Genomic DNA, 19591 nt, shown 5'->3' with positions numbered 1-19591 from the left:
CCCGCGCCGCCTGTCCCGCCCGGCTGAGGTCGCACGGACGCCCATGAGGTCGCGCCCGGGCCCGTGAGGTCGCAGGCCCGACATGCGACCTCACCCCCCAAGGCTCGACCCCATCGCTCCAGAGTCGACCCCAGGCCCCGAACCTCGACCCCATCGCCCGAGGCTTGACCTCAGGTCCTGGCCCCCCCCGGCGGAGGCTCCCGTGACACAGGACACGTCGGTCTTCTACCCTCGGTCGTGAGCCGCACACGGAACGCACAGGAGGACACGATGCGCAGCCCCGCGAGCACGAGACCCCCGCGCCGGCCCCGCTCGGCACGCAGCGGACCGCCGGGCGTGCCGACGACGACCCTGGCGCGCCGTCAGCTCCTCGCGCTGGCGGCGGCCCTGCCCGTCGGGGCCGGCGCGCTCGCCGCCTGCTCGGACGCCTCGGGCACCCAGCTGACCTCGCAGGTCGAGCACGAGCAGGTGCCGCTGTCCGAGGTCGAGTCCCTCCTGCCGGGGGCGGTCACGGCGAGCAACGCCCTGGGATCGGCGATCATCGCCGACTACCTCACCGAGGAGCCGGCGGGCAACGCGCTCGTGTCCCCGCTCAGCCTCTCGCTCGTCCTGGCCCTCCTGGCCCCGGGCGCAGCCGACCCCGGGGCGCAGGGCTTCGACGAGCTGCTGGGAGCCAGCGGCGAGGACCGGGACCGGACGTGGTCGGCCATCCAGACCTCGGTCAACCGCAACGACGGCGACCTTGATGGCTTCGACCCTGAGGAGATCCCCGCCGAGCCCCTCGTCCACCTGGCCAACCACGTCGTCATCCGCGAGGGGGCCGAGGTCTCCCAGGACTATCTCGACACGGTGCTGCGCTGGCTCGACGCGCAGGTCGAGCAGGTACCGGGCGACCGGATCAAGGCCAACCTTGATGAGTGGGCCGAGACGAACACCGGGGGGCTCATCCCCGCCAGCGGGATCAAGCCTACGGCGGACACGGCCCTGGTGCTCCAGAACGCCCTGCTCTTCGCCGCGCGGTGGGCCTCTCCCTTCGACACGGCGGACACCTTCCCCCAGGACTTCACCCGAGCCGACGGGTCGACGGTCGAGGCCGAGCTCATGCACGCCACCCTCGCCCTGCCCTATGTCACGGGTGAGGGCTGGGCGGCCGTCCGCCTGGACTACGAGGGCGGGCAGTCCGAGACCGGCCAGGGGCTGGCCCTCGACGTCGTCCTGCCCGAGGCGGGCACCTCGCCCACCGACCTGGGCGGCGAGGCCTGGTCGGCGGCCTGCGACGCCCTCGACGAGCAGGCCCGGGCGACCGAGCGGGTCGAGGTCGAGCTCGCCCTGCCCACGCTCGACCTGACCGGCCCGGCCACGGACCTCCTCGCGCTGCTCACCGGCCAGGGGCTCGACCCCTCCGACCTCGGAGGGATCGCCCCCGGGCTCGCGCTGAGCGCGGTGGTCCAGCAGGTGCGGCTCATCATCGACGAGGAGGGAACGGTCGCCGCCGCCCTGAGCGAGGCGGGGATGGCGACGAGCGCACCGGCGCCGTCGACGCCGGTGCCCTTCGTCGTCGACCACCCCTACGTCCTGCGCCTGAGGGACCTCGACTCCGGGGCCACCCTCCTTGAGGCCGTCATCATGGATCCCACCGCGTCGTGAGCCCGCATGGTCGCCTCCTCACCCCGCCGGCGGGGTCGATCATCTAGGCTCGGCACGTCATCGCACCCACAGCCTCCGGACCGAGGAGCCCCCTATGACCGTTGAGATCGTCACCGCATCGGACCCCGAGCTCGTCGAGGCGATGGAGCGCCTCATCCCCCAGCTGTCCCGCTCGGCACCGGCGCTCACCGCGCAGGAGTGCGAGGCGCTCGTCGCCCAGGAGGGGGTCTACCTCTTCGTCTTCCGCCCCGACGAGCCCGACGCCGAGGGCCGGACGCCGATCCTGGGCATGCTCACGCTGGCGACCTTCACGATCCCGACCGGCCTGCGCGCCTGGGTCGAGGACGTCGTCGTCGACTCCGCCGCCCGCGGTCACGGAGCCGGACGGGCGCTGGTCGAGGCAGCCGTGGCGCACGCCGCGACCCTGGGGGCCCGCACCGTCGACCTCACCTCCCGGCCCAGCAGGGAGGCGGCCAACCGCCTCTACCGGCGCACCGGCTTCGAGCAGCGGGAGACCAACGTCTACCGTTTCACCGGGGAGTGACCGCCCCCCCTCCCGGCACCCCGGTTCCGGGCTCAGGGCGGTCCCGGGCTCAGGGCTCGGCCCACAGGAGGAGGTGGGGGGTGACGGCAGCGAGGCTGTCCACGACCGTGAGACCCGGGTCGGCGGGGAAGTGCTTGTCGCCGCCGACCTGGATGACGCGCAGGTTGTTGGAGCGCGCGGAGGCCGCGCCGGTCGCCGAGTCCTCCACGGCGACGCACTCGTCGGCGCTCAGCTCGAGCATCTCCATGGCGGCCGCGTACGGGGCGGGCGTCGGCTTGCCCGGCAGGCCGTCGTCGCCGGTGACCAGGCCGACGAAGACGTCACCCAGGGCGTGGGCGACCGCCTCGACGATCGGTCTGGGCGACTGGGTGACGATGACCTGCGCGAGGCCCGCCTGAAGGAGCGTCGAGGTGATCTCCCGGGCTCCGGGCAGGATCGGCGGGGACTGGGTGACCGCGGTCCGCACGTCGGCGGCCATCTCAGCGAAGACCTCGGCCGTCGCAGGGTCGTCGGCGTCGCGGGTCGCGCCGGTGGCGGCGATGAGCTCGTAGGTCCTGCGGATCGAGGTGCCCGTCAGCTCCGTGACCTGCTCGGGCGTCACGGTGCCGCCCCTGGCCAGGCACCGGCGCTCGAAGGCCTCGTCCCAGAAGTGCTGGGAGTCGATGAGGGTGCCGTCCATGTCCCACAGGACGGCTCTCACGTATCGGGGGCTTCTGGGGCTCACAGCGCCTCCTCGGCGGTGTCGTGCGCGCCGTCGCCCGGCGCTTGAGCGTCCTGCTCCGTGAGCGCGTCCTGCCCGGCCTGCCCGGACCCGCCCGCGAGGGGTCCTGGCTCCGTCTTACTGCCAGCCCCCGGGCGGGCCGCCTGCGTGGCACCGGCAGCCGCGCGCTCCTCGGTGCGGGCCTTCTCCCGCCGCGCCCACTCGACCTTCTCGCCCAGCCACTGGCGGGTGGGTGCGGTGAGCATCTTGTTGTCCTCGAGCATGCCCGCCGCGCGCAGCTCGGCGAAGTCGAGGTACTCGGGGTTGCGGGTGCGCCCGTACTGCCGCTCGGCCTCGACGAGGTCCGACACGTCTGCGGCGACCTGACGCTCGATCATCTGACGGCCCAAGAGGAGGAAGGCCGCCAGGGCCAGCGCGACCACCGAGCCGTACCCCTTGGTCAGGGGGTAGAGGACGGCCGCGAGGAGCGAGAGGCCGAGGGCCGGCCCCATCATCCCGAAGGTGTAGCCCTCGGGGCGGCGGTCGTCGTAGCCGCGCGCCCACGCGGCCACCTTGCGACGCCCCTGAGGGTCGCCGCCGTTGAACCAGTCACGGACCCTGGCACCCATGTCACGGGCCATGGCGGGTCACCTGCCTTCCAGGAGTGAGTCGATGAGCTCGGCGATGGACCCGACCGTCCGCTCACACGCCTCGGTGACGGCCGGAGGGGACCAGGGCAGCGCGACCGCGTGGTCGGCGACCTCGTGCATGGGGATGTCGTTCCACGAGTCGCCGATCGTCCAGGTCTCCGGGGGCTGGTCCGCCCCGGGCCCGGATCCGGGGGCGAGCCTCCCGAGGAGCTCGGTCAGCCCGCTTCCCTTCGTGCAGCCCGCCGGGATGACGTCGAGGAACTCCTGGTTGCGCACGACCTCGATCGCCGGTCCCCAGCGCTCGGTCATCCCCTCGACGAGACGCGCCCGCACGTCGTCGTCGCGCACGCGCATGGGCACGCCGATGAAGCGGTGGCCGTCCATCTGCTCGACCCGCATCGGCTCGAAGACCTGGAGGATGGGCGAGACCTCGCCGTAGGTGTCGGACAGGATGTGGTCGCGCTCGATGGTCGTGGCGAAGACCGTCAGCCCCTCCACCCCCTCGAGCCAGGTGACGATCTCGCGGGCCAGCCCGTCGGGCAGGTAGCGGGCCGACAGGATCGAGTAGTCGGAGTCGATGAGCACCGCCCCGGTGAAGGTGACGGCGTAGTCGAAGTCGACACCGGCGGGCCCGAGGGTGTCGCGGGTGGCGAAGACCGACTTGCCGGTGTTGACGACCAGGAGGTTGCCGGCCGCGCGCCAGCGCTCCATGGCGGCCAGGTCGGCCGCCGAGACCCTGCGGTCGAACAGGATCGTCCCGTCCAGGTCGGTGGCGATGAGGCCCGGCACGGCTTCCTCCTCGTGGGCTGCGGTGGCGTCGGATGGGTCGGATGGGTCGGACAGTGGCGCCGACGGCGTCCTCAGACGGTGCGGGCTGCGGCCGCCCGCCAGGCGGGTGCCCGGCGGGCGGCCACGGCGGCGCCGTCGTGGCTGACGGCGCCCCCCGTGCTCAGGCGGTCACGGTCACAGGCCGAGCCACCCGGTCCAGGCCCCGAGGATGCCGATGACGAACATGCCCAGGATGATGAGCAGCGGGTTGACCTTCTTGTTGAGCAGCCACATGCACAGGAAGGTCAGCCCCAGGGCGGCGATCCCGGGCAGGAGCTGGTCGAGGATCTGCTGGAGGGTCGTCTCGGTGACGGTGCCGTCATCCTTCTTCACCGAGGTGACGACCCCCGGGAAGTTGATGGTCGTCCACTTGGCCACGAGGGCGCCCATGACGAACAGACCGGTGATCGCGGCGATCTGCGTGATGCGCTTGAGCTGGCCGCCGCCCACCTCGGTGACCATCGCGGTCCCGCGCTCATAGCCCCACCGCAGGCCGTACCAGCGGGTGAGGACGCGGATGGCGTTGATGCCCAGGAAGTAGACGAGGGGCCCCAGGATCGAGCCGGTCGCCGCCAGGGAGGCTCCCAGGGCGCCGAGGACGGGACGGGCGGTCCCCCAGAAGATCGGGTCTCCCACGCCTGCCAGCGGCCCCATGAGACCGATCTTGACGTTGGTGATCGTGTCGTCCCCGATGTCCTCGCCCTTGGAGCGCTGCTCCTCCATGGCCGCGGTGACGCCGAAGACCACCGAGGAGATCCAGGGGTGGGTGTTGTAGAACTCGAGGTGGCGCTTGAGGGCGGCCGCCTGCTCGGTCTTGTCGTTGGGGTAGAACTTCCTGATCGCCGGCATGAGGGTGAGGCAGAAGCCCATCGCCTGCATGCGCTCGAAGTTGAACGAGCCCAGGAGGAAGGTCGAGCGCCAGTACATCCGCCGCAGGTCGCGGGTGCTCAGGAGACGCTCGGGGGTCGCCGGGCCGGTCGTGGTCTCGGTTGCTGTTGACATGTCTGTCCTTGCCTTTCCCGCTCAGTCGAGCTCGTCGTCGAGGTCGTCGTCGAGGCCCCCGCCGCCCGCGGGCACGGCGGCCGTGGTCGGCAACCGGAGGGACTCGTGGAACTCGGGGTTGAGCTGGACGTAGATGAAGGCCAGGCAGAGCCCGAGGATGCCCAGGGCGACGAGGGTGATGCCCGTCTCGAGGGTCGTCATGAGCTGGGCCACGACGAAGCCGATGAAGAAGAAGGGCATGAGCTTGCGCGCCTTCATCATGTTGATGACCATCGCGTAGCCGACGACGACGATGAAGCCACCGGCGATCTGGAGGCCCTGGGTGATGACGTCGGGGATGGACTCCAGCGCCTGCTTGACCCCGTCGCCCGAGGCGACGGCGGCCACGAGGGCGGTGGGCACGGCCACGCGCAGGCCCTGGAGGCACAGCGCCGTGTAGTGCATGATCTCGATGCCCCGGAAGTTGGCCTGCTCGGCGAAGCGGTCGGCCTGGTGGGCGAAGAACACGTTGATCGTGCGCACGAAGATGGTGAGGGCCTGGCCGGCCACCGCCAGCGGCACGGCGATGGCGATGGCCTCGGACTGGGTCTGTCCGCCGGCGATGACGATGACCGTGGAGACCGTCGAGGCCAGGGCGGCGTCGGGCGCCATCGCGGCGCCGACGTTCATCCAGCCCAGGGACAGCAGCTCGAGGCTGCCCCCGACGATGATCCCGGTCGTGGGGTCGCCCAGGGCGATCCCGGTCAGGGTGCAGGCGACGAGAGGGCGGTAGAACATGCGTTCGTCCAGGACGGAGTCGCAACCGGCGATGAAGGCCACCAAGGTCACGAGGACGATCTGGACCGTGCTGATGTCTTGCATGGGAGTGCTTCCTTCAGACGGGGAGGGGGACAGGGAGGTGACGCGGCGGCGCGGGCCGCGTCAGGAGATGAAGCCCTTGGACTTCAGAGCACCCATGAGGTCGCTGCGGCTCGTCGAGGGCACCTGCTGGATGTACTGGGTCAGGCCGCGGCGGTTGATCTCCTCGAAGTCCTTGACGTCCTGGTCGGAGACGTAGACGGCCTGGGACAGGGCCTTGGTGTCCTGCTTGAAGGTCATGCCACCGACGTTGACCTCGGTGGCCTCGACCCCCAGGTCGAGCAGGCGCAGGATGTCGGCCGGGGTCTCGACGACGATGACCGCCTTGAGGTGGGCGTACTTCGGGTTCTTGTAGACCCTGGCCGCCTTCTCCACGCCCAGGACGTGGACCTTGACCTTGCCGCCCCCGGTCTGGAGCATGAGCGTCTTGCGCAGCTCGTCGTTGGCGGCGCCGTCGGAGACCGCGAGGATGGCCTCGGCCCCCAGGGTGCCCGCCCAGTTGTTCGCGACCTGGCCGTGGACGAGGCGTGAGTCGATACGCAGAAGCTTGATGTCCATCAGAGCTCGTCTCCTTCATCGTCGGAGTCATCGGTGGTGGGTGCGGGGGTGAAGATCTCGGACAGGACCTGCACCCCGCCGGAGCCGGCGGTCCGAGCGACCTCGACGAGCTCGGCCAGGTCGGCGCCGAGCATCCGTCGGCCGAGGACCTCGACGAGCATGGGCAGGTTGACGCCGGTGACGACGTCGGCGTCCTCGCGCGTGGCCGCGGCCCGGGCCGCGGCGTTGTAGGGGCTGCCGCCCAGGAGGTCGACGAGGATGAGGTACTCATCGCTCGGGGAGGCCTCGATGGCGGCGGCGTACTTGGCGAGGAGGTCCTCCGGGCCCTCCGAGGGGTCGAAGGTGATCCCGGTGACATCTTCCTGGGGGCCGGCGATCATCGACGAGGAGGCGAGCAGCCCCTCCGCGAGATGACCGTGGGCCGCGACGATCACAGCGACCATGCGCACTCCTTTGTATTCAGGCGCCGCAGGGTTGACGGCGCTGGACGCGCTCACGACCCTAGCCGCGCCCGCAGGGAGCATCGGGCGTTTCGTTAATCGATTGATCTTGTGTGTTGCAGATCACATGTGATGTTGATCGTTCGTGATCATTGCCACGTTTCATCGCCAGGTCTGCTCAGAGGGGCGCGGTCCGGCTCACCGCCCGAGGAGCTCCTCGACGAGCTCGGCCAGGGACCCGACCGTTCGACCCGCGGCGGCGACCACCTCCGGCGGCGACCAGGGCAGGGCCGCTGCGTGGTCGGCCGCCTGGTGCATCGTGATGTCGTTCCAGGAGTCACCCAGCGACCAGGTCTCGATGCGCTCTCCCGCGCAGGTCCCTCCCGGGGCCGTCAGCTCGTGGACGAGCCCGACCAGTCCTCCGCCCTTGGAGGAGCCTGCGGGCACGATGTCGAGGAAGTCCTGGTTCCTGAAGCCGACGACCACTCCCTCCCAGCGCCGCTCGACCTCGCGGTGGACCTCGTCGAGGACCGTCGGCTCCAGGCCGCGCACCGGCACGCCGACGAGCCGGCGCCCGTCGAGATCGGCCCGCGAGCCGCGCTCGAACAGCGACAGCAGCTGCGAGCTCGAGCCGATGGCGTCGTGGAGGAGCAGGTCGCCGTCCAGCGTCGTGGCGAACACCGACATCTGCCCGCGGTCCCGGACCAGCTCGAGGACGTCGTCGGCCACCCCCAGCGGCAGGTCAGCGGCCTCGAGGATCTCGTAGGACCCGTCGATGAGGACCGCGCCCGTGTAGAGGATGGCGCGGTCGAAGGCGAGGTCGACACCCTCCAGGGCGTGGCGCAGCGCCCCCAGGGAGCGCCCGGTGTTGAGGACGAGGAGGTTGCCGGCCGCGCGCCAGCGCGCCATCGCCGCCAGGTCGGCCTCGCCGATCGCCGCGTTGAGGATGATGGTGCCGTCGAGGTCGGTGGAGATGAGCTTGCGCATGAGGGCGCTCCTGTCGGGTGGTGCGTGTCAGGTCGGCGGCACGTTGCGCTCGAGCTCGGCGACCCAGGCCGCGGCGCTGGCGTCCGAGGGCATGCGCCAGTCGCCCCGGGGGGACAGCGAGCCTCCGGCCACCACCTTGGGGCCGTTGGGCAGTGTCGAGCGCTTGAACTGGTTGGCGAAGAAGCGACGGAGGAACACGAGCTCCCAGGAGCGGATCTCGGCCAGGGTGTAGGACACCCGCTCGGAGTCGGGCAGGCCCTCGGGCCACTGCCCCGCCGAGGCGTCCGACCAGGCCTTCTCCGCCAGGAAGGCGATGCGGCTGGGCCGCGAGCCGCGGCGCAGGACGTGCCACAGCGTGAAGTCCTGGAGGGCGTAGGGCCCGATCCGGGCCTGGGTGGACTGGATGGGCTCGGAGTCGGAGGCGGGCACGAGCTCGGGGCTGATCTCGGTGTCGAGCACCGCCTTCAGGACGCGGGAGGCCTCGGCGGGGAACAGGCCCTCGGCCGCCACCCAGCGGATGAGGTGCTGGATGAGGGTCTTGGGGATGCCGCCGTTGACGTTGTAGTGCGACATCTGGTCGCCCACCCCGAAGGTGCACCAGCCCAGGGCCAGCTCGGACAGGTCGCCGGTGCCCAGGACGATGCCGCCGCGGGCGTTGGCGATACGGAACAGGAAGTCGGTGCGCAGGCCGGCCTGGACGTTCTCGAAGGTGACGTCGTAGACCTCCCTGCCCCGCTCGCCGCGCCCGTAGGGGTGGCCCATCTCGGTGAGCATGGTCGTGGCCGTGGGGCGGATGTCGAGCTCCTCGACCCGGCATCCCAGCGCCGTGGCGAGGGCGAGCGCGTTGTGCTTGGTCTGCTCGCTCGTGGCGAAGCCGGGCATCGTGATGGCGTGGATGTCCGAGCGGGGACGGCCCAGGCGGTCCATGGCCCGGGCCGCCACGATGAGGGCGTGGGTCGAGTCCAGCCCGCCGGACACCCCGATGACGACGAGCGGGTTGCCGATGGCCCGCAGCCGCTGGACGAGCCCGGCGACCTGGATGTTGTAGGCCTCGTAGCAGTCCTGGGCCAGGCGGGCGGGGTCGTCGGGGACGAAGGGGAAGCGGTCGACGGTGCGCCGCAGGCCGATGTCGGTGCGCGGGACGGCCATCTCCTGGCGCCCGATGCGCACCGTCCTGCGCTCCGGGGCCCCGGAGCCGGCGGCCAGGGCCCGCCGGTTGTCCTCGAAGGTGCCCTGGCGCAGGCGCTCGGCGAGCAGCCCCTCGAGGTCGACGTCCGCGACCGTGGCCCGCGGCCCGTCCGGGAACCGCTCGGTGGAGCCCAGGAGCTCGCCGTTGTCGTAGACGAAGGTCTGACCGTCCCAGGACAGGTCGGTGGTCGACTCGCCCTGGCCCGCGGCCGCGTAGAGGTAGGCGGAGAGGTTGCGGGCCGAGGAGGCGCGGGCCAGGAGCATGCGGTCCTCGGACCGCCCCACGGTGATCGGGGACCCGGAGATGTTGACCTGGACCGTCGCCCCGTCGAGGGCCGCCAGGCAGGAGGGGGGCACCGGCACCCACATGTCCTCGCAGACCTCGACGCTGACGGTCAGGCCCGCGACGTCCTCGACCTCGAAGAGCAGGTCCGTGCCGAAGGGGACGACGGCCCCGTCCCGCGCCCCAGCGTCCTGGCCGGCGTCCTGCCCGGGGTCCTGGCCTCCTGCGGGCCCTGCCACGCCCCGCAGGAGGATGCTCCTGGCGGGTGCCCCGACGCCGGCGGCGACGTGGCGAGCCTCGTAGAACTCGCGGTAGGTGGGCGGGTAGGACTTGGGCACGACGCCGCGCACCGCCCCGCCCTGGATGACCACCGCGCAGTTGTACAGGCGGCTGCCCAGGCGCAGCGGCGCCCCGACGACGAGCAGGGGCAGGAGCTCGGCCGAGGCGGCACGAAGCTCCTCGAGAGCCGTGAGGACCTCGGCGAGCAGGACGTCCTGGAGGATGAGGTCGTCGATGGCGTAGCCGGTCAGGCACAGCTCGGGAAAGGCGGCCAGGCACACCCCCTGGTCCGACAGGGCCCGGGCCTGGGCGATGACCGCCGCGGCGTTGGCGGCCGGGTCCGCCGTCACGACGGGCAGGGTGACGGCGGCGACGCGCGCGAAGCCCTGGTCGTAGGCCGAGCGGAACACGATGTCCGCCTCGCGCGCGAGGGCCTGGGTGCCCTGGGCCGCTCCCGGGCCGGGTCGGGCGGCGGCGCGGGCGGTCGCACCCGCGCTCGTGGGCACGGCACGACCGGTGCGCCCAGTGCGATCGGTGCTTTCCGGGCGAACCGGGCGATCCGGGCGATCCGGGCGATCGAGGAGATCGGTGCGATCCGTGGGCTCTGTGCGCTCCGTGCGATCCATGTGCAGATCCTCCCACGTCCCCTGCCCGGCCGAGAGGCTGCCGGTCTCTGGGCACGCCCCGCGGGGCGACTCGGGGCAACTCGGACGCGGGGCAACTCGGGGCGACTCGGAGGGACTCAGGCGCGCTCGCGGCGGCCGGCACAGAGTCGGGGCTCGGTGCCCGCCGGAGCCACCCGGGGACCCGCCGGAGCCTCGAAAGCGGCCTTCCTGTGAGCCGCCTGTGCGGCTTGGAGGCCCGATCTCGGCTCTTCAGCGAAATCGCAACCGAGCCGTAATACGGGATTGGCGGAATTCCGCCAATCCGGGGATGGAGTTCCGGCCGGGAGGGTGCATATGATGTCTCCCGTCGGAACGCACGACGCACGAGGGGATCAGGGACCCCGATGACTGCGGAGGCGTTCGGGGATGTCGCGATTCAGGGACCGCGCCCCCGAGTCCGATGCGAGGCCCCGCACCGTTCACGGTGCGGGGCTTCGTGCTTCCTTCTCAGGCCCGCCCGGCGCCCAGGCCCCGACGTGCTGTGGCGACCCGCGCCCCCCACGCGTCCGCTCCGGTCACCCACGGTGCGGCGCACCTCGAGGACGCCGGGCCTCCTGCCCGGCAGGCCCCGCTGAGCGACGCGGGCCCCACCCCACCGGAGGGCGCCTCCAAAGTGATGCTCAACACATATGGTGATACCGTGGATGCGTCCCCTGAAGCACACGTCTCTGCGGAGGTACCCCGTGAACCGTCCATACCGTCTCACCGTGACCACCCTGGCCTGCCTCGCCCTGGCGGGCAGCCTGGCCGCCTGCGGATCCTCAGAGTCCGGATCAGAGTCCGGATCGTCCTCCGATCCGGTCTCGAGCTCGACAGGCTCCGGGACCTCCTCGTCCGACGCCCAACCCACCTCAACCGGCGCTGACGACGACACCACCGACGACGCAGACGACGCCGACGACACAGGCTCGACCTCCCCGTCGCAGGCCTCCTCCGGTGGGGCCACCGCCTCGAGCGGCCAGGCGGTCGACCTGACCGAGGCCCAGGGGGTGTGGCAGACCGCCTTTGACGCGATCCAGGCCGATGACCCGGCGGCCTTCCAGGCCGTGGCCGCCCCGGAGGTCTACCCCGAGCTGACCGAGGAGCAGTCCGGCTCGGACTTCACGTGGACCGACTGGGACCTTCTGGGACTGCGCGACACCTCGCTCGTCGAGGAGGGGAGCACCGCCTCGGCGGGGGTGTGCACCGAAGGGCTCGAGGGCGATGAGACCGACGACCTCGACGGCAACCCGACCGTCAGCTGCCGCCTCGAGGTCACGGAGGCCTCGGGCGACTCGCTCAACGGGAACCTGCCCACCGCCTGGTTCTACCTCGCGCAGTCCGAGACCGGCGAGTGGAAGGTCGTCGACTACAAGCGCATGTACCTGTGACCGCGAGCAGCGCAGCTGCCGCACGCGCGGCCGGGGCCCCGACCCGTTGAGGGTCGGGGCCCCGGCCGTCGCGCCTGCCCCTTGGGGAGCCTGGGCTGTCAGGCGGGTTGAGGCGCCTCAGAGCCCGGGCGAGGAGGCCGAGGGCGCCCAGGCGTCGCCCCGCGCCGACAGGACCAGGCCCGCCAGGACGCCCTCGGGGCTGACGTCGACGACGACCTCCTGACCGTCGAGGACCTCCCCCGCCAGGAGCATCCGGGCCAGCCGGTCCCCGATCTCGCGCTGGACGAGGCGGCGCAACGGCCGGGCGCCGTAGGCGGGGTCGTAACCCTCGTCGGCGAGCCAGGAGCGGGCCTCGTCGGTGACCCTCAGGCTCAGGCGGCGGTCGGCCAGGCGCTGCGCCATCCTGGTCAGCTGGATGTCGACGATCCTGCCCAGCTCCTCCTTGGTCAGGGGGTCGAAGACGAGGGTGTCGTCGAGGCGGTTGAGGAACTCGGGCTTGAAGGCCTGACGCACCGCGGTCATGACGGCCTCGCGCTTCTCGTCGGGGCTCAGGACGGGGTCGATGAGGAACTGGCTGCCCAGGTTCGAGGTGAGCACGAGGATGACGTTGCGGAAGTCGACGGTCCGCCCCTGGCCGTCGGTGAGCCGGCCGTCGTCGAGGACCTGCAGGAGGATGTCGAAGACCTCGGGGTGGGCCTTCTCGACCTCGTCGAGCAGCACGACCGAGTAGGGGCGGCGTCGGACGGCCTCGGTGAGCTGCCCGCCCTCCTCGTAGCCGACGTAACCGGGAGGGGCCCCCACGAGCCGGGCCACCGAGTGCTTCTCGGAGTACTCGCTCATGTCGATGCGCACGATGGCTCGCTCGTCGTCGAAGAGGAACTCCGCGAGGGCCTTGGCCAGCTCGGTCTTTCCCACCCCGGTGGGGCCCAGGAGGAGGAAGGACCCCGTCGGGCGGTCGGGGTCGGAGACCCCGGCGCGGGAGCGGCGCACGGCGTCGGCCACGGCCGCGACCGCCGCTGCCTGCCCGATGAGCCGGGTGGCCAGCTCGGCCTCCATCTCGAGGAGCTTGCGCTGCTCGCCGGCCAGGAGCTTGCCCACCGGGATGCCGGTCCACGAGGAGATGACCTCCGCGATCTCGGTCGGTCCGACCTTCTCGGCGATCATCGGCTCGGGGGCACCGGGGCGCTGCTCGCCGTCAGGGCCCACGACGGCGGCGTCGGCCTCGGCCTGGGCCTGCTCGGCGTCGCGGATCTGAGCCTCGAGGGCCGGCATCTCGCCGTAGCGCAGGCGCCCTGCCTCCTCGAAACGGCCCTCGCGCTCGGCCAGGTCGGCCTTCGTGCGCAGCTCGTCGAGAGCGGCACGCAGCTCACCGACCTTGTTGTGGCCGGCCTTCTCGGCCTCCCACCGGGCGTTGAGCGCGGTGAGGCGCTCCGAGGCGTCGGCCAGCTCGGCGCGCAGGCGCTCGAGGCGCTCGGCCGCGGCCGGGTCGGCCGCCTCGTCCCCCAGGGAGTCGGCCAGGTAGGCCTCCTCCATGCGCATGCGGTCGACGCGGCGGCGCAGCTCGTCGATCTCGACGGGGCTGGAGTCGAGCTCCATGCGCAGGCGCGAGGCCGCCTCGTCGATGAGGTCGATGGCCTTGTCGGGCAGCTGGCGGCCGGTGATGTACCGGTCGGACAGGGAGGCGGCGGCCACGAGGGCGCCGTCGGAGATCGTCACCTGGTGGTGCGCCTCGTACTTGGGGGCGATGCCTCGCAGGATCGCCACGGTGTCGGCCACGGAGGGCTCACCGACGAAGACCTGCTGGAAGCGGCGCTCGAGGGCGGGGTCCTTCTCGATGCGCTCGCGGTACTCGTCGAGGGTCGTTGCCCCGACGAGGCGCAGCTCGCCGCGGGCGAGCATGGGCTTGAGCATGTTGCCCGCGTCCATCGCCCCCTCCGAGCCGCCTCCGGCACCGACGACGGTGTGGAGCTCGTCGATGAAGGTGACGACCTCGCCGTCGGAGTCCTTGATCTCCTTGAGCACCGCCTTGAGGCGCTCCTCGAACTCGCCGCGGTACTTGGCGCCCGCGACCATGCCAGCCAGGTCGAGGGCGATGAGCCGCTTGCCGCGCAGGGACTCGGGGACGTCGCCGGCGACGATGCGCTGGGCCAGGCCCTCGACGACGGCGGTCTTGCCGACACCGGGCTCCCCGATGAGGACCGGGTTGTTCTTCGTGCGTCGGCTCAGGACCTGGACGACCCGGCGGATCTCGGAGTCGCGGCCGATGACCGGGTCGAGCTTGCCCTCACGCGCGGCCTCGGTCAGGTCGGTGCCGTACTTGGCCAGCGCCTGGTAGGTGCCCTCGGGGTTGGGGGAGGTGACGCGGCCCGAGCCGCGCACGGAGGGCAGGGCCTCGCGCAGAGCCGCCGCGGTGGCGCCGTGCTCCGCCAGGATCCGTGCCACCGGGTCGACCGACGGGTCGCCCGAGGCCAGGCCGATGAGCAGGTGCTCGGTGGAGATGTACTCGTCACCCATCCCCTTGGCCTCCTTGTCGGCCGCCTCGAGGGCGGCCAGCAGGGCGCGGGAGGGCTGGGGCTGGCTGACCGAGGACCCCGAGCTGGTCGGCAGCTGGGTGAGGACGCGGCGGGTGGCTGCGCCGACGGCGGTCCGCGCGCCGGGGTCGGGGTCGACGGCGGCGAGCAGCCCGAGGGCCACCCCGTCGGTCTGGCCGAGCAGCTCGGCCAGGAGGTGGGCGGTGTCGACCTGGGGGTTGCCCGCGGCCGCGGCCGCCTGGATGGCGCCGCTGATCGCCTCCTGGGAGCGGGTCGTGTAGTTCGTGTCCATGACGGACCTCCTTGTGTGTCAGTGAGAGTCTCAGCGGGGCGGCGTGCGGCCCCGATCTGTCCGCCCTGTCCAACCTCTCGAACATTGAGTCTATTCCGCTCAACTTTCGATGCAGGCGAGTGTGTCGCATGCCATTGTCGGAGTGGTGGCGTGCGGACCGGTCGAGAGCCGGCGCCGGTCAAGCCCCAGGCACCTCGAGGCCAGGGCGAGCCGGAGGGGCCGACTGGGGACAACTTCCCTTGAGTTTCCCTTGAGTCCGACCCGTGTCCACCCTGTAGCCTTCCTGAGACCCGGTGAGCGCCGGGAACCGTCTCACCTCCTTGGAGCCCCTTATGAGCCTGCCTCTTCGCCGCCCCCTCGCCCTGACCGCAGCCCTCCTCATCGCAGTCGGCTCCGCCGCCTGCTCCAACTCCTCGGACTCGAGCTCCTCTGAGTCCTCGAGCTCCTCAAGCTCCTCAAGCTCCTCAAGCTCCTCGGACACCTCGACGTCGAGCGCGGCAAGCACCGCGGAGGAGACCACGGAGGCCCCCGCCGCGCAGGCCACCGTCCCCGAGGGCTACACCCTCACCGCGGTCGGCGACTCCGGGATCTCCTTCGCCCTGCCCGCCCACTGGACGGTCATGGACACCTCCATCCTGTCCGACCCCGCCGCCATCCAGACGCTGCTGGACCAGTCGGGCTCGACCTACTCGGCTGAGATGATCGCGTCCACCATGTCGCAGGCCGACATCTACGCCCTGGACCTGACGGCGCCCTCGTCCTTCTACTCCAACGTCTCCGCCCTGCCCGAGCCCTCTTTCTCGACGCTGCCCAGCGAGGAGACGCTGAGCGCGAGCCTGTCGATCGCCGGCGCCACCCCCGGGGAGTTCACCGAGGAGGCGACCGCGCTGGGCGACGCCGCCACCTTGACCTACACGCTGGACCAGCAGGTCGCCGACGGCTCGACCGTCACGGTCCAGGGGATGTCCATCGTCCTGCCGACCCCGGACGGCGGTTTCGAGGCCGTGGCGGTCTCCACGGTGGACGCCGCCCAGACCCAGGAGATCGCCGACGCCATCATTTCCTCGGCCCAGGCCTCCTGAGCCCGCACCGGCCGGGCCGACCAACCCGACCGGGCCGACCGGGCCCGCACGCGACGCGCCCGGGGGCGCGGTGGCCGATGGGGAGTTCTCCCCTGCGCCACCGCGCCCCCGGGCGCGACCGGTAGGGTCAGGGCCACGCCAGCCACCCGCGTGAGGAGAATGCCGTGACACCCATCGTCCGTGCGGTCGCCGTGGCAGCCGCAGCCCTCATCCCCCTGTCCCTGACCGCATGCTCCCTCATCGTCGACCCCGACCCGGCCGCCTCCGCCTCAGCACCGTCCTCGGCCACCGCCACGGCCGAGCAGGAGGCCTACACGAGCGCCTCGGTCCCTGACCTCGGCCTGACCATCGCCGTACCCTCCCACTGGCAGACGATCGCCCCCGAGGCGGTGTCGAACCCCGTCGTCCTCGAGCAGGTCGCCGGGGCCACGGGGCTGAGCACCGAGATCCTGGAGGCCACCCTCGCGGACACCGAGTTCGTCGCCATCGACCCCGCTCCCGCCCAGGGGACCGTCGGCACCCTCCACGTCGCCGACATGGGCACCGGGACGGGTACCCCCGACCAGGACGCGCTCACGGCCACGGTCTCCGACCTCGGCGGCACGGTGACCGGGTCGAGGCAGGCCGACACGGCGCAGGGAACCGCCACGGTCGTGTCCTACACGGCCGAGGACTCGGGAACGACCGTCCACGGCACGGTCATCGCGGCCCCGACCCCCGACGGCCGCGACGCCCGGATCTCGGTGCTCACCGGCTCACAGGAGGACACCGACTCGCTGACCGAGGCGATCCTGGACTCCCTGGCCTGAACGGGTGACGGGGCAGGACGGAGGAGCGGGTGTTCGCCGTCGGCCCGAAAACACCCGCACCGACGGCGGGCGGGGGCGACACGGCGCAGCCGGGGATGTGATGATCGGTGCAGGCCGGTGCCGCCCGGTACCGCGCACCCCGAGGAAAGGAGGCCATCATGGGAATTGATGACCTGAAGAACAAGGCCGAGGAGGCCCTTGGCTCTGAGAAGGTCGAGTCCGTCTCGGACACCGTCCTGGACAAGGCTGCCGACGCCGCCAAGAAGGTGACCGGAGGCAAGTTCGACTCCCAGGTCGACGCCGCTCGGGACGCCGCTGACGGCAAGCTCGGCAACGCCTGAGAGCTGACAGGCCTCCGCGGTCCTGGGATCGCAGGTCGGGGCCCCCGCACCACCGGTGGTGCGGGGGCCCTTCGTCGTCCGGGCGGGTGCTCCGGCAGGCACAATGCCCTCATGTCGACCTCGGACGCCGCCCCCTCCCCCGTACCGACCGGCCCCGCCCTCGAGGCACCGGGCGAGGACCTCCCCGAGGTCCCCGCCTGGCTCGACGAGATCGAGGGCGAGCGCGCCCTGGCCTGGGTCGAGGAGCACAACGCCCGCACACGCACCGCCTTCGAGGGGCAGGAGTCCTTCGAGGCCACCCGGGCGGCCCTCGAGGCGATCATGGACTCCCCCGACCGCATCCCCGCGGTCGCTCAGGCGGCCGGCCTGCTCTACAACCTGTGGACCGACGCCGACCACCCGCGGGGCCTGTGGCGGCGCACGACCTGGGACTCCTACCGCGCCGGGGCGCCGGGGGCGGGCGGGAGCACGGTCTGGGAGGAGCTCCTCGACCTCGACGCCCTGGGGCAGGCCGAGGGCGTGGCCTGGGTGTGGCACGGTGCGCAGGTGCTGCGCACCGGGGCGCTGGCCGGGCGACGCGCGCTGGTCGACCTGTCCGAGGGCGGCTCGGACACCGACGTCACCCGCGAGCTCGACCTTGACGAGCGCCGCTTCGTCACGCCCGCCGAGGGCGGCTTCTCCCGGGCCGCCTCCAAGGGCTCGCTGTCCTGGGCCGACGACGAGGGCCAGTCCGTCCTGTCGGTGGCCGACGTCGGACCCGGCTCGCTGTCCCCGGCCGGCTACCCGCGGCAGGTGCGCCGCCTGCGCCGGGGCGCCGCGGCGCAGGACGCCGAGATCCTCCTGACCGCGGCGCCGGGTGACGACGGCGCGTGGGCGCACCGGGACCGCTGGGGGCGCACCTGGCTGCTCACCCACCCTGACTTCCACACCGAGGAGCTGTGGCTCCTGCCCGAGGGCGCCCAGACGCTGCCCGCCTCGCGCTCACAGGAGTGCCTGGCCTCCGAGGTGACAGTCCCCGCTCCCGGTGCGGTGCACATCGACGTGCCCGCGTCGGCACAGGCCGTCGCGGCCTGGGACCTCCTGCTCATCAGCCTGCGCGAGGACTGGACGCCGGGATCCGACGGCGCCCAGGATCCTGAGGGCGCCCGGGATGCCGAGGGCGGGCACGGCCCCGGCACGACCTACCCGGCCGGCGCGCTGCTGGCCGTCGGGCTCGAGGACTTCCTGGCCGGATCGCGCCAGATGGAGGTGCTGTTCACCCCGACCCCGAGCTCGAGCCTCACCGGGTGGACGACCACCGCCCACCACCTCGTGCTCACCGTCCTCGACGACTGCGTGACGGTCCTCGAGGTCCTCACTCCCCCTGCCGGCTCGGCACCCTGGACGCGGCGCCCCCTCGACCTGGGGCCGCTGGCGCGCGCCGGGGCGGAGGAGGGGCCGGGATCGTGGGACGAGGGCCCAGGGACCGGCGCACGGGGCGCCGAGACCGCCGAGGCCGCCGCCCAGGGCACCGACGGCCCGGCAGACCCCACGCTCCTGCGCCCGGGACGCCCGCTCCTGACGGTCTCGGCCGGCGCCGTCGACAACCGTGTGGACGACCGCCTGTGGCTGACCTGCTCGTCCTTCACCCGCCCGACGACGCTGGCCGTCGGCTCCCTCGACGCCGAGGGCGCCCTGGGCGGTGTCGAGGTCCTCCGAGCAGCCCCCGAGCGTTTCGACGCCCGCGGCGTCGTGGCCAGCCAGCACGTGGCCGTCTCGGCCGACGGGACGCGGGTGCCCTACTTCGAGGTGGGCCGGCCGGCCCGCGACGAGGAGGGCCGCCCGGTGCCCGTCCCGACGATCCTCTACGGGTACGGCGGCTTCGAGGTGCCGCTGGGAGCGGGCTACCTGCCGGTGACCGGCAAGGCGTGGCTGGAGCGCGGCGGCACCTACGTCATCGCGAACACCCGTGGCGGCGGGGAGTACGGTCCTGCCTGGCACCGGGCCGGGCTCAAGGAGGGCAGGCACCGGGTCTACGAGGACTTCGCAGCGGTGGCCCGGGCGCTGGTCGAGCGCGGGGTGACGACCCGCACGGGGCTGGCTGTGCACGGCGGCTCCAACGGCGGCCTGCTCGTGGGCAACGTGCTCACGACCTACCCCGAGCTCGTCGGGGCGGTCCTGTGCGAGGTCCCGCTGCTCGACATGAGCCGCTACACCAGTCTTCTGGCCGGCGCCTCCTGGGAGGCCGAGTACGGGGACCCCGAGGACCCCGAGCAGTGGGCCAGCCTGCGCACCTTCTCCCCCTTCCACCTGCTCGAGCGCGGCAGGCACTACCCGCCGACGCTCCTGGTGACCTCCACCCGTGACGACCGGGTCCACCCGGCCCACGCGCGCACGATGGCCCACCGCCTGGAGTCGCTGGGCCAGCCGGTCACCTACTTCGAGAACTCCGAGGGAGGGCACGGCGCCGCCTCGACGAACGCCCAGCGGGCCTGGATGAGCGCGCTGAGGTACGAGTTCGCCTGGCGCACCCTGAGGCCCTGAGTCCGCCGGGGCGA

At 72.3% G+C, this 19591-nt stretch carries 17 protein-coding genes; 7 read left to right on the top strand and 10 right to left on the bottom strand.

Features of this window, described 5'->3' with window-relative positions:
* The first annotated feature begins 336 nt into the window (after positions 1 to 336).
* Complete coding sequence (locus EL245_RS10085; protein WP_232009720.1) at positions 337 to 1647, top strand: serpin family protein; 1311 nt, start codon at positions 337 to 339, stop codon at positions 1645 to 1647.
* 94 nt (positions 1648 to 1741) lie between these two features.
* Entirely contained in the window at positions 1742 to 2191 is a 450-nt protein-coding gene (locus tag EL245_RS10080) for a GNAT family N-acetyltransferase (protein WP_126383018.1), read from the top strand.
* Positions 2192 to 2240: 49 nt separating this feature from the next.
* On the opposite strand, the gene EL245_RS10075 is transcribed toward EL245_RS10080, so the two are convergent.
* From EL245_RS10075 to EL245_RS10035, 9 genes are all read right to left on the bottom strand, one after another.
* The gene (locus EL245_RS10075) at positions 2241 to 2915 is read right to left on the bottom strand and encodes an HAD family hydrolase (protein WP_126383017.1); all 675 of its coding nucleotides are present in this window, start codon (positions 2913 to 2915) and stop codon (positions 2241 to 2243) included.
* On the bottom strand, positions 2912 to 3532 hold the full coding sequence (locus tag EL245_RS10070; RefSeq protein WP_126383016.1) for a hypothetical protein: 621 nt from the start codon (positions 3530 to 3532) through the stop codon (positions 2912 to 2914). Before EL245_RS10070 ends, EL245_RS10075 begins: the two co-directional genes overlap by 4 nt.
* Before the next feature lie 6 nt (positions 3533 to 3538).
* Positions 3539 to 4330 carry an HAD-IIB family hydrolase gene (locus tag EL245_RS10065; RefSeq protein ID WP_126383015.1) on the bottom strand — a complete coding sequence of 264 codons (792 nt, stop codon included), beginning with the start codon at positions 4328 to 4330 and terminating at the stop codon, positions 3539 to 3541.
* Positions 4331 to 4504: 174 nt separating this feature from the next.
* Complete coding sequence (locus tag EL245_RS10060) at positions 4505 to 5371, bottom strand: PTS system mannose/fructose/sorbose family transporter subunit IID (RefSeq protein WP_126383014.1); 867 nt, start codon at positions 5369 to 5371, stop codon at positions 4505 to 4507.
* Between the two features lie 21 nt (positions 5372 to 5392).
* Complete coding sequence (locus EL245_RS10055) at positions 5393 to 6232, bottom strand: PTS mannose/fructose/sorbose transporter subunit IIC (protein WP_126383013.1); 840 nt, start codon at positions 6230 to 6232, stop codon at positions 5393 to 5395.
* A 60-nt stretch (positions 6233 to 6292) separates the two neighbouring features.
* Positions 6293 to 6787 carry a PTS system mannose/fructose/N-acetylgalactosamine-transporter subunit IIB gene (locus EL245_RS10050; protein WP_126383012.1) on the bottom strand — a complete coding sequence of 165 codons (495 nt, stop codon included), beginning with the start codon at positions 6785 to 6787 and terminating at the stop codon, positions 6293 to 6295.
* On the bottom strand, positions 6787 to 7230 hold the full coding sequence (locus EL245_RS10045) for a PTS sugar transporter subunit IIA (RefSeq protein ID WP_126383011.1): 444 nt from the start codon (positions 7228 to 7230) through the stop codon (positions 6787 to 6789). Before EL245_RS10045 ends, EL245_RS10050 begins: the two co-directional genes overlap by 1 nt.
* 195 nt (positions 7231 to 7425) lie before the next feature.
* A complete protein-coding gene (locus tag EL245_RS10040; protein ID WP_126383010.1) occupies positions 7426 to 8214 on the bottom strand; it encodes an HAD hydrolase family protein in 789 nt (262 codons plus the stop codon).
* A gap of 27 nt (positions 8215 to 8241) precedes the next feature.
* Positions 8242 to 10377, bottom strand: a complete 2136-nt coding sequence (locus EL245_RS10035) for an NAD(+) synthase (RefSeq protein WP_126384357.1) — start codon at positions 10375 to 10377, stop codon at positions 8242 to 8244.
* Positions 10378 to 11336: 959 nt separating this feature from the next.
* Here EL245_RS10035 and EL245_RS10030 point away from each other — a divergent pair.
* Entirely contained in the window at positions 11337 to 11999 is a 663-nt protein-coding gene (locus EL245_RS10030) for a hypothetical protein (RefSeq protein ID WP_126383009.1), read from the top strand.
* A gap of 117 nt (positions 12000 to 12116) precedes the next feature.
* Here the strand turns inward: EL245_RS10030 and EL245_RS10025 are convergent, their stop codons facing one another.
* A complete protein-coding gene (locus EL245_RS10025; protein WP_126383008.1) occupies positions 12117 to 14822 on the bottom strand; it encodes an ATP-dependent Clp protease ATP-binding subunit in 2706 nt (901 codons plus the stop codon).
* Between the two features lie 332 nt (positions 14823 to 15154).
* Here EL245_RS10025 and EL245_RS10020 point away from each other — a divergent pair, with 332 nt between their 5' ends.
* The 4 genes from EL245_RS10020 (at position 15155) to EL245_RS10005 (ending at position 19577) form a co-directional block, all read left to right on the top strand.
* On the top strand, positions 15155 to 15904 hold the full coding sequence (locus tag EL245_RS10020; protein WP_126383007.1) for a hypothetical protein: 750 nt from the start codon (positions 15155 to 15157) through the stop codon (positions 15902 to 15904).
* Between the two features lie 164 nt (positions 15905 to 16068).
* Entirely contained in the window at positions 16069 to 16713 is a 645-nt protein-coding gene (locus tag EL245_RS10015) for a hypothetical protein (RefSeq protein ID WP_126383006.1), read from the top strand.
* A gap of 158 nt (positions 16714 to 16871) precedes the next feature.
* A complete protein-coding gene (locus EL245_RS10010; RefSeq protein WP_126383005.1) occupies positions 16872 to 17054 on the top strand; it encodes an antitoxin in 183 nt (60 codons plus the stop codon).
* Positions 17055 to 17165: 111 nt separating this feature from the next.
* A complete protein-coding gene (locus EL245_RS10005; RefSeq protein WP_126383004.1) occupies positions 17166 to 19577 on the top strand; it encodes a prolyl oligopeptidase family serine peptidase in 2412 nt (803 codons plus the stop codon).
* Positions 19578 to 19591 lie beyond the last annotated feature (14 nt).

The organism is Actinomyces howellii (assembly GCF_900637165.1).
GTDB classification, from domain to species: Bacteria; Actinomycetota; Actinomycetes; order Actinomycetales; family Actinomycetaceae; genus Actinomyces; species Actinomyces howellii.
Note: the sequence above shows the minus strand (reverse complement) of the source record. Positions and strands in the feature narration are given on the sequence as shown.

What these genes read in the sequence shown, in the direction of transcription:
- EL245_RS10040 (WP_126383010.1), bottom strand. Translation starts at nt 8,214, where the DNA reads ATGCGCAAGCTCATCTCCACCGACCTCGACGGCACCATCATCCTCAAC.
- EL245_RS10070 (WP_126383016.1), bottom strand. Translation starts at nt 3,532, where the DNA reads ATGGCCCGTGACATGGGTGCCAGGGTCCGTGACTGGTTCAACGGCGGC.
- EL245_RS10055 (WP_126383013.1), bottom strand. Translation starts at nt 6,232, where the DNA reads ATGCAAGACATCAGCACGGTCCAGATCGTCCTCGTGACCTTGGTGGCC.
- EL245_RS10060 (WP_126383014.1), bottom strand. Translation starts at nt 5,371, where the DNA reads ATGTCAACAGCAACCGAGACCACGACCGGCCCGGCGACCCCCGAGCGT.
- EL245_RS10005 (WP_126383004.1), top strand. Translation starts at nt 17,166, where the DNA reads ATGTCGACCTCGGACGCCGCCCCCTCCCCCGTACCGACCGGCCCCGCC.
- EL245_RS10010 (WP_126383005.1), top strand. Translation starts at nt 16,872, where the DNA reads ATGGGAATTGATGACCTGAAGAACAAGGCCGAGGAGGCCCTTGGCTCT.
- EL245_RS10050 (WP_126383012.1), bottom strand. Translation starts at nt 6,787, where the DNA reads ATGGACATCAAGCTTCTGCGTATCGACTCACGCCTCGTCCACGGCCAG.
- EL245_RS10045 (WP_126383011.1), bottom strand. Translation starts at nt 7,230, where the DNA reads ATGGTCGCTGTGATCGTCGCGGCCCACGGTCATCTCGCGGAGGGGCTG.
- EL245_RS10025 (WP_126383008.1), bottom strand. Translation starts at nt 14,822, where the DNA reads ATGGACACGAACTACACGACCCGCTCCCAGGAGGCGATCAGCGGCGCC.
- EL245_RS10080 (WP_126383018.1), top strand. Translation starts at nt 1,742, where the DNA reads ATGACCGTTGAGATCGTCACCGCATCGGACCCCGAGCTCGTCGAGGCG.
- EL245_RS10020 (WP_126383007.1), top strand. Translation starts at nt 15,155, where the DNA reads ATGAGCCTGCCTCTTCGCCGCCCCCTCGCCCTGACCGCAGCCCTCCTC.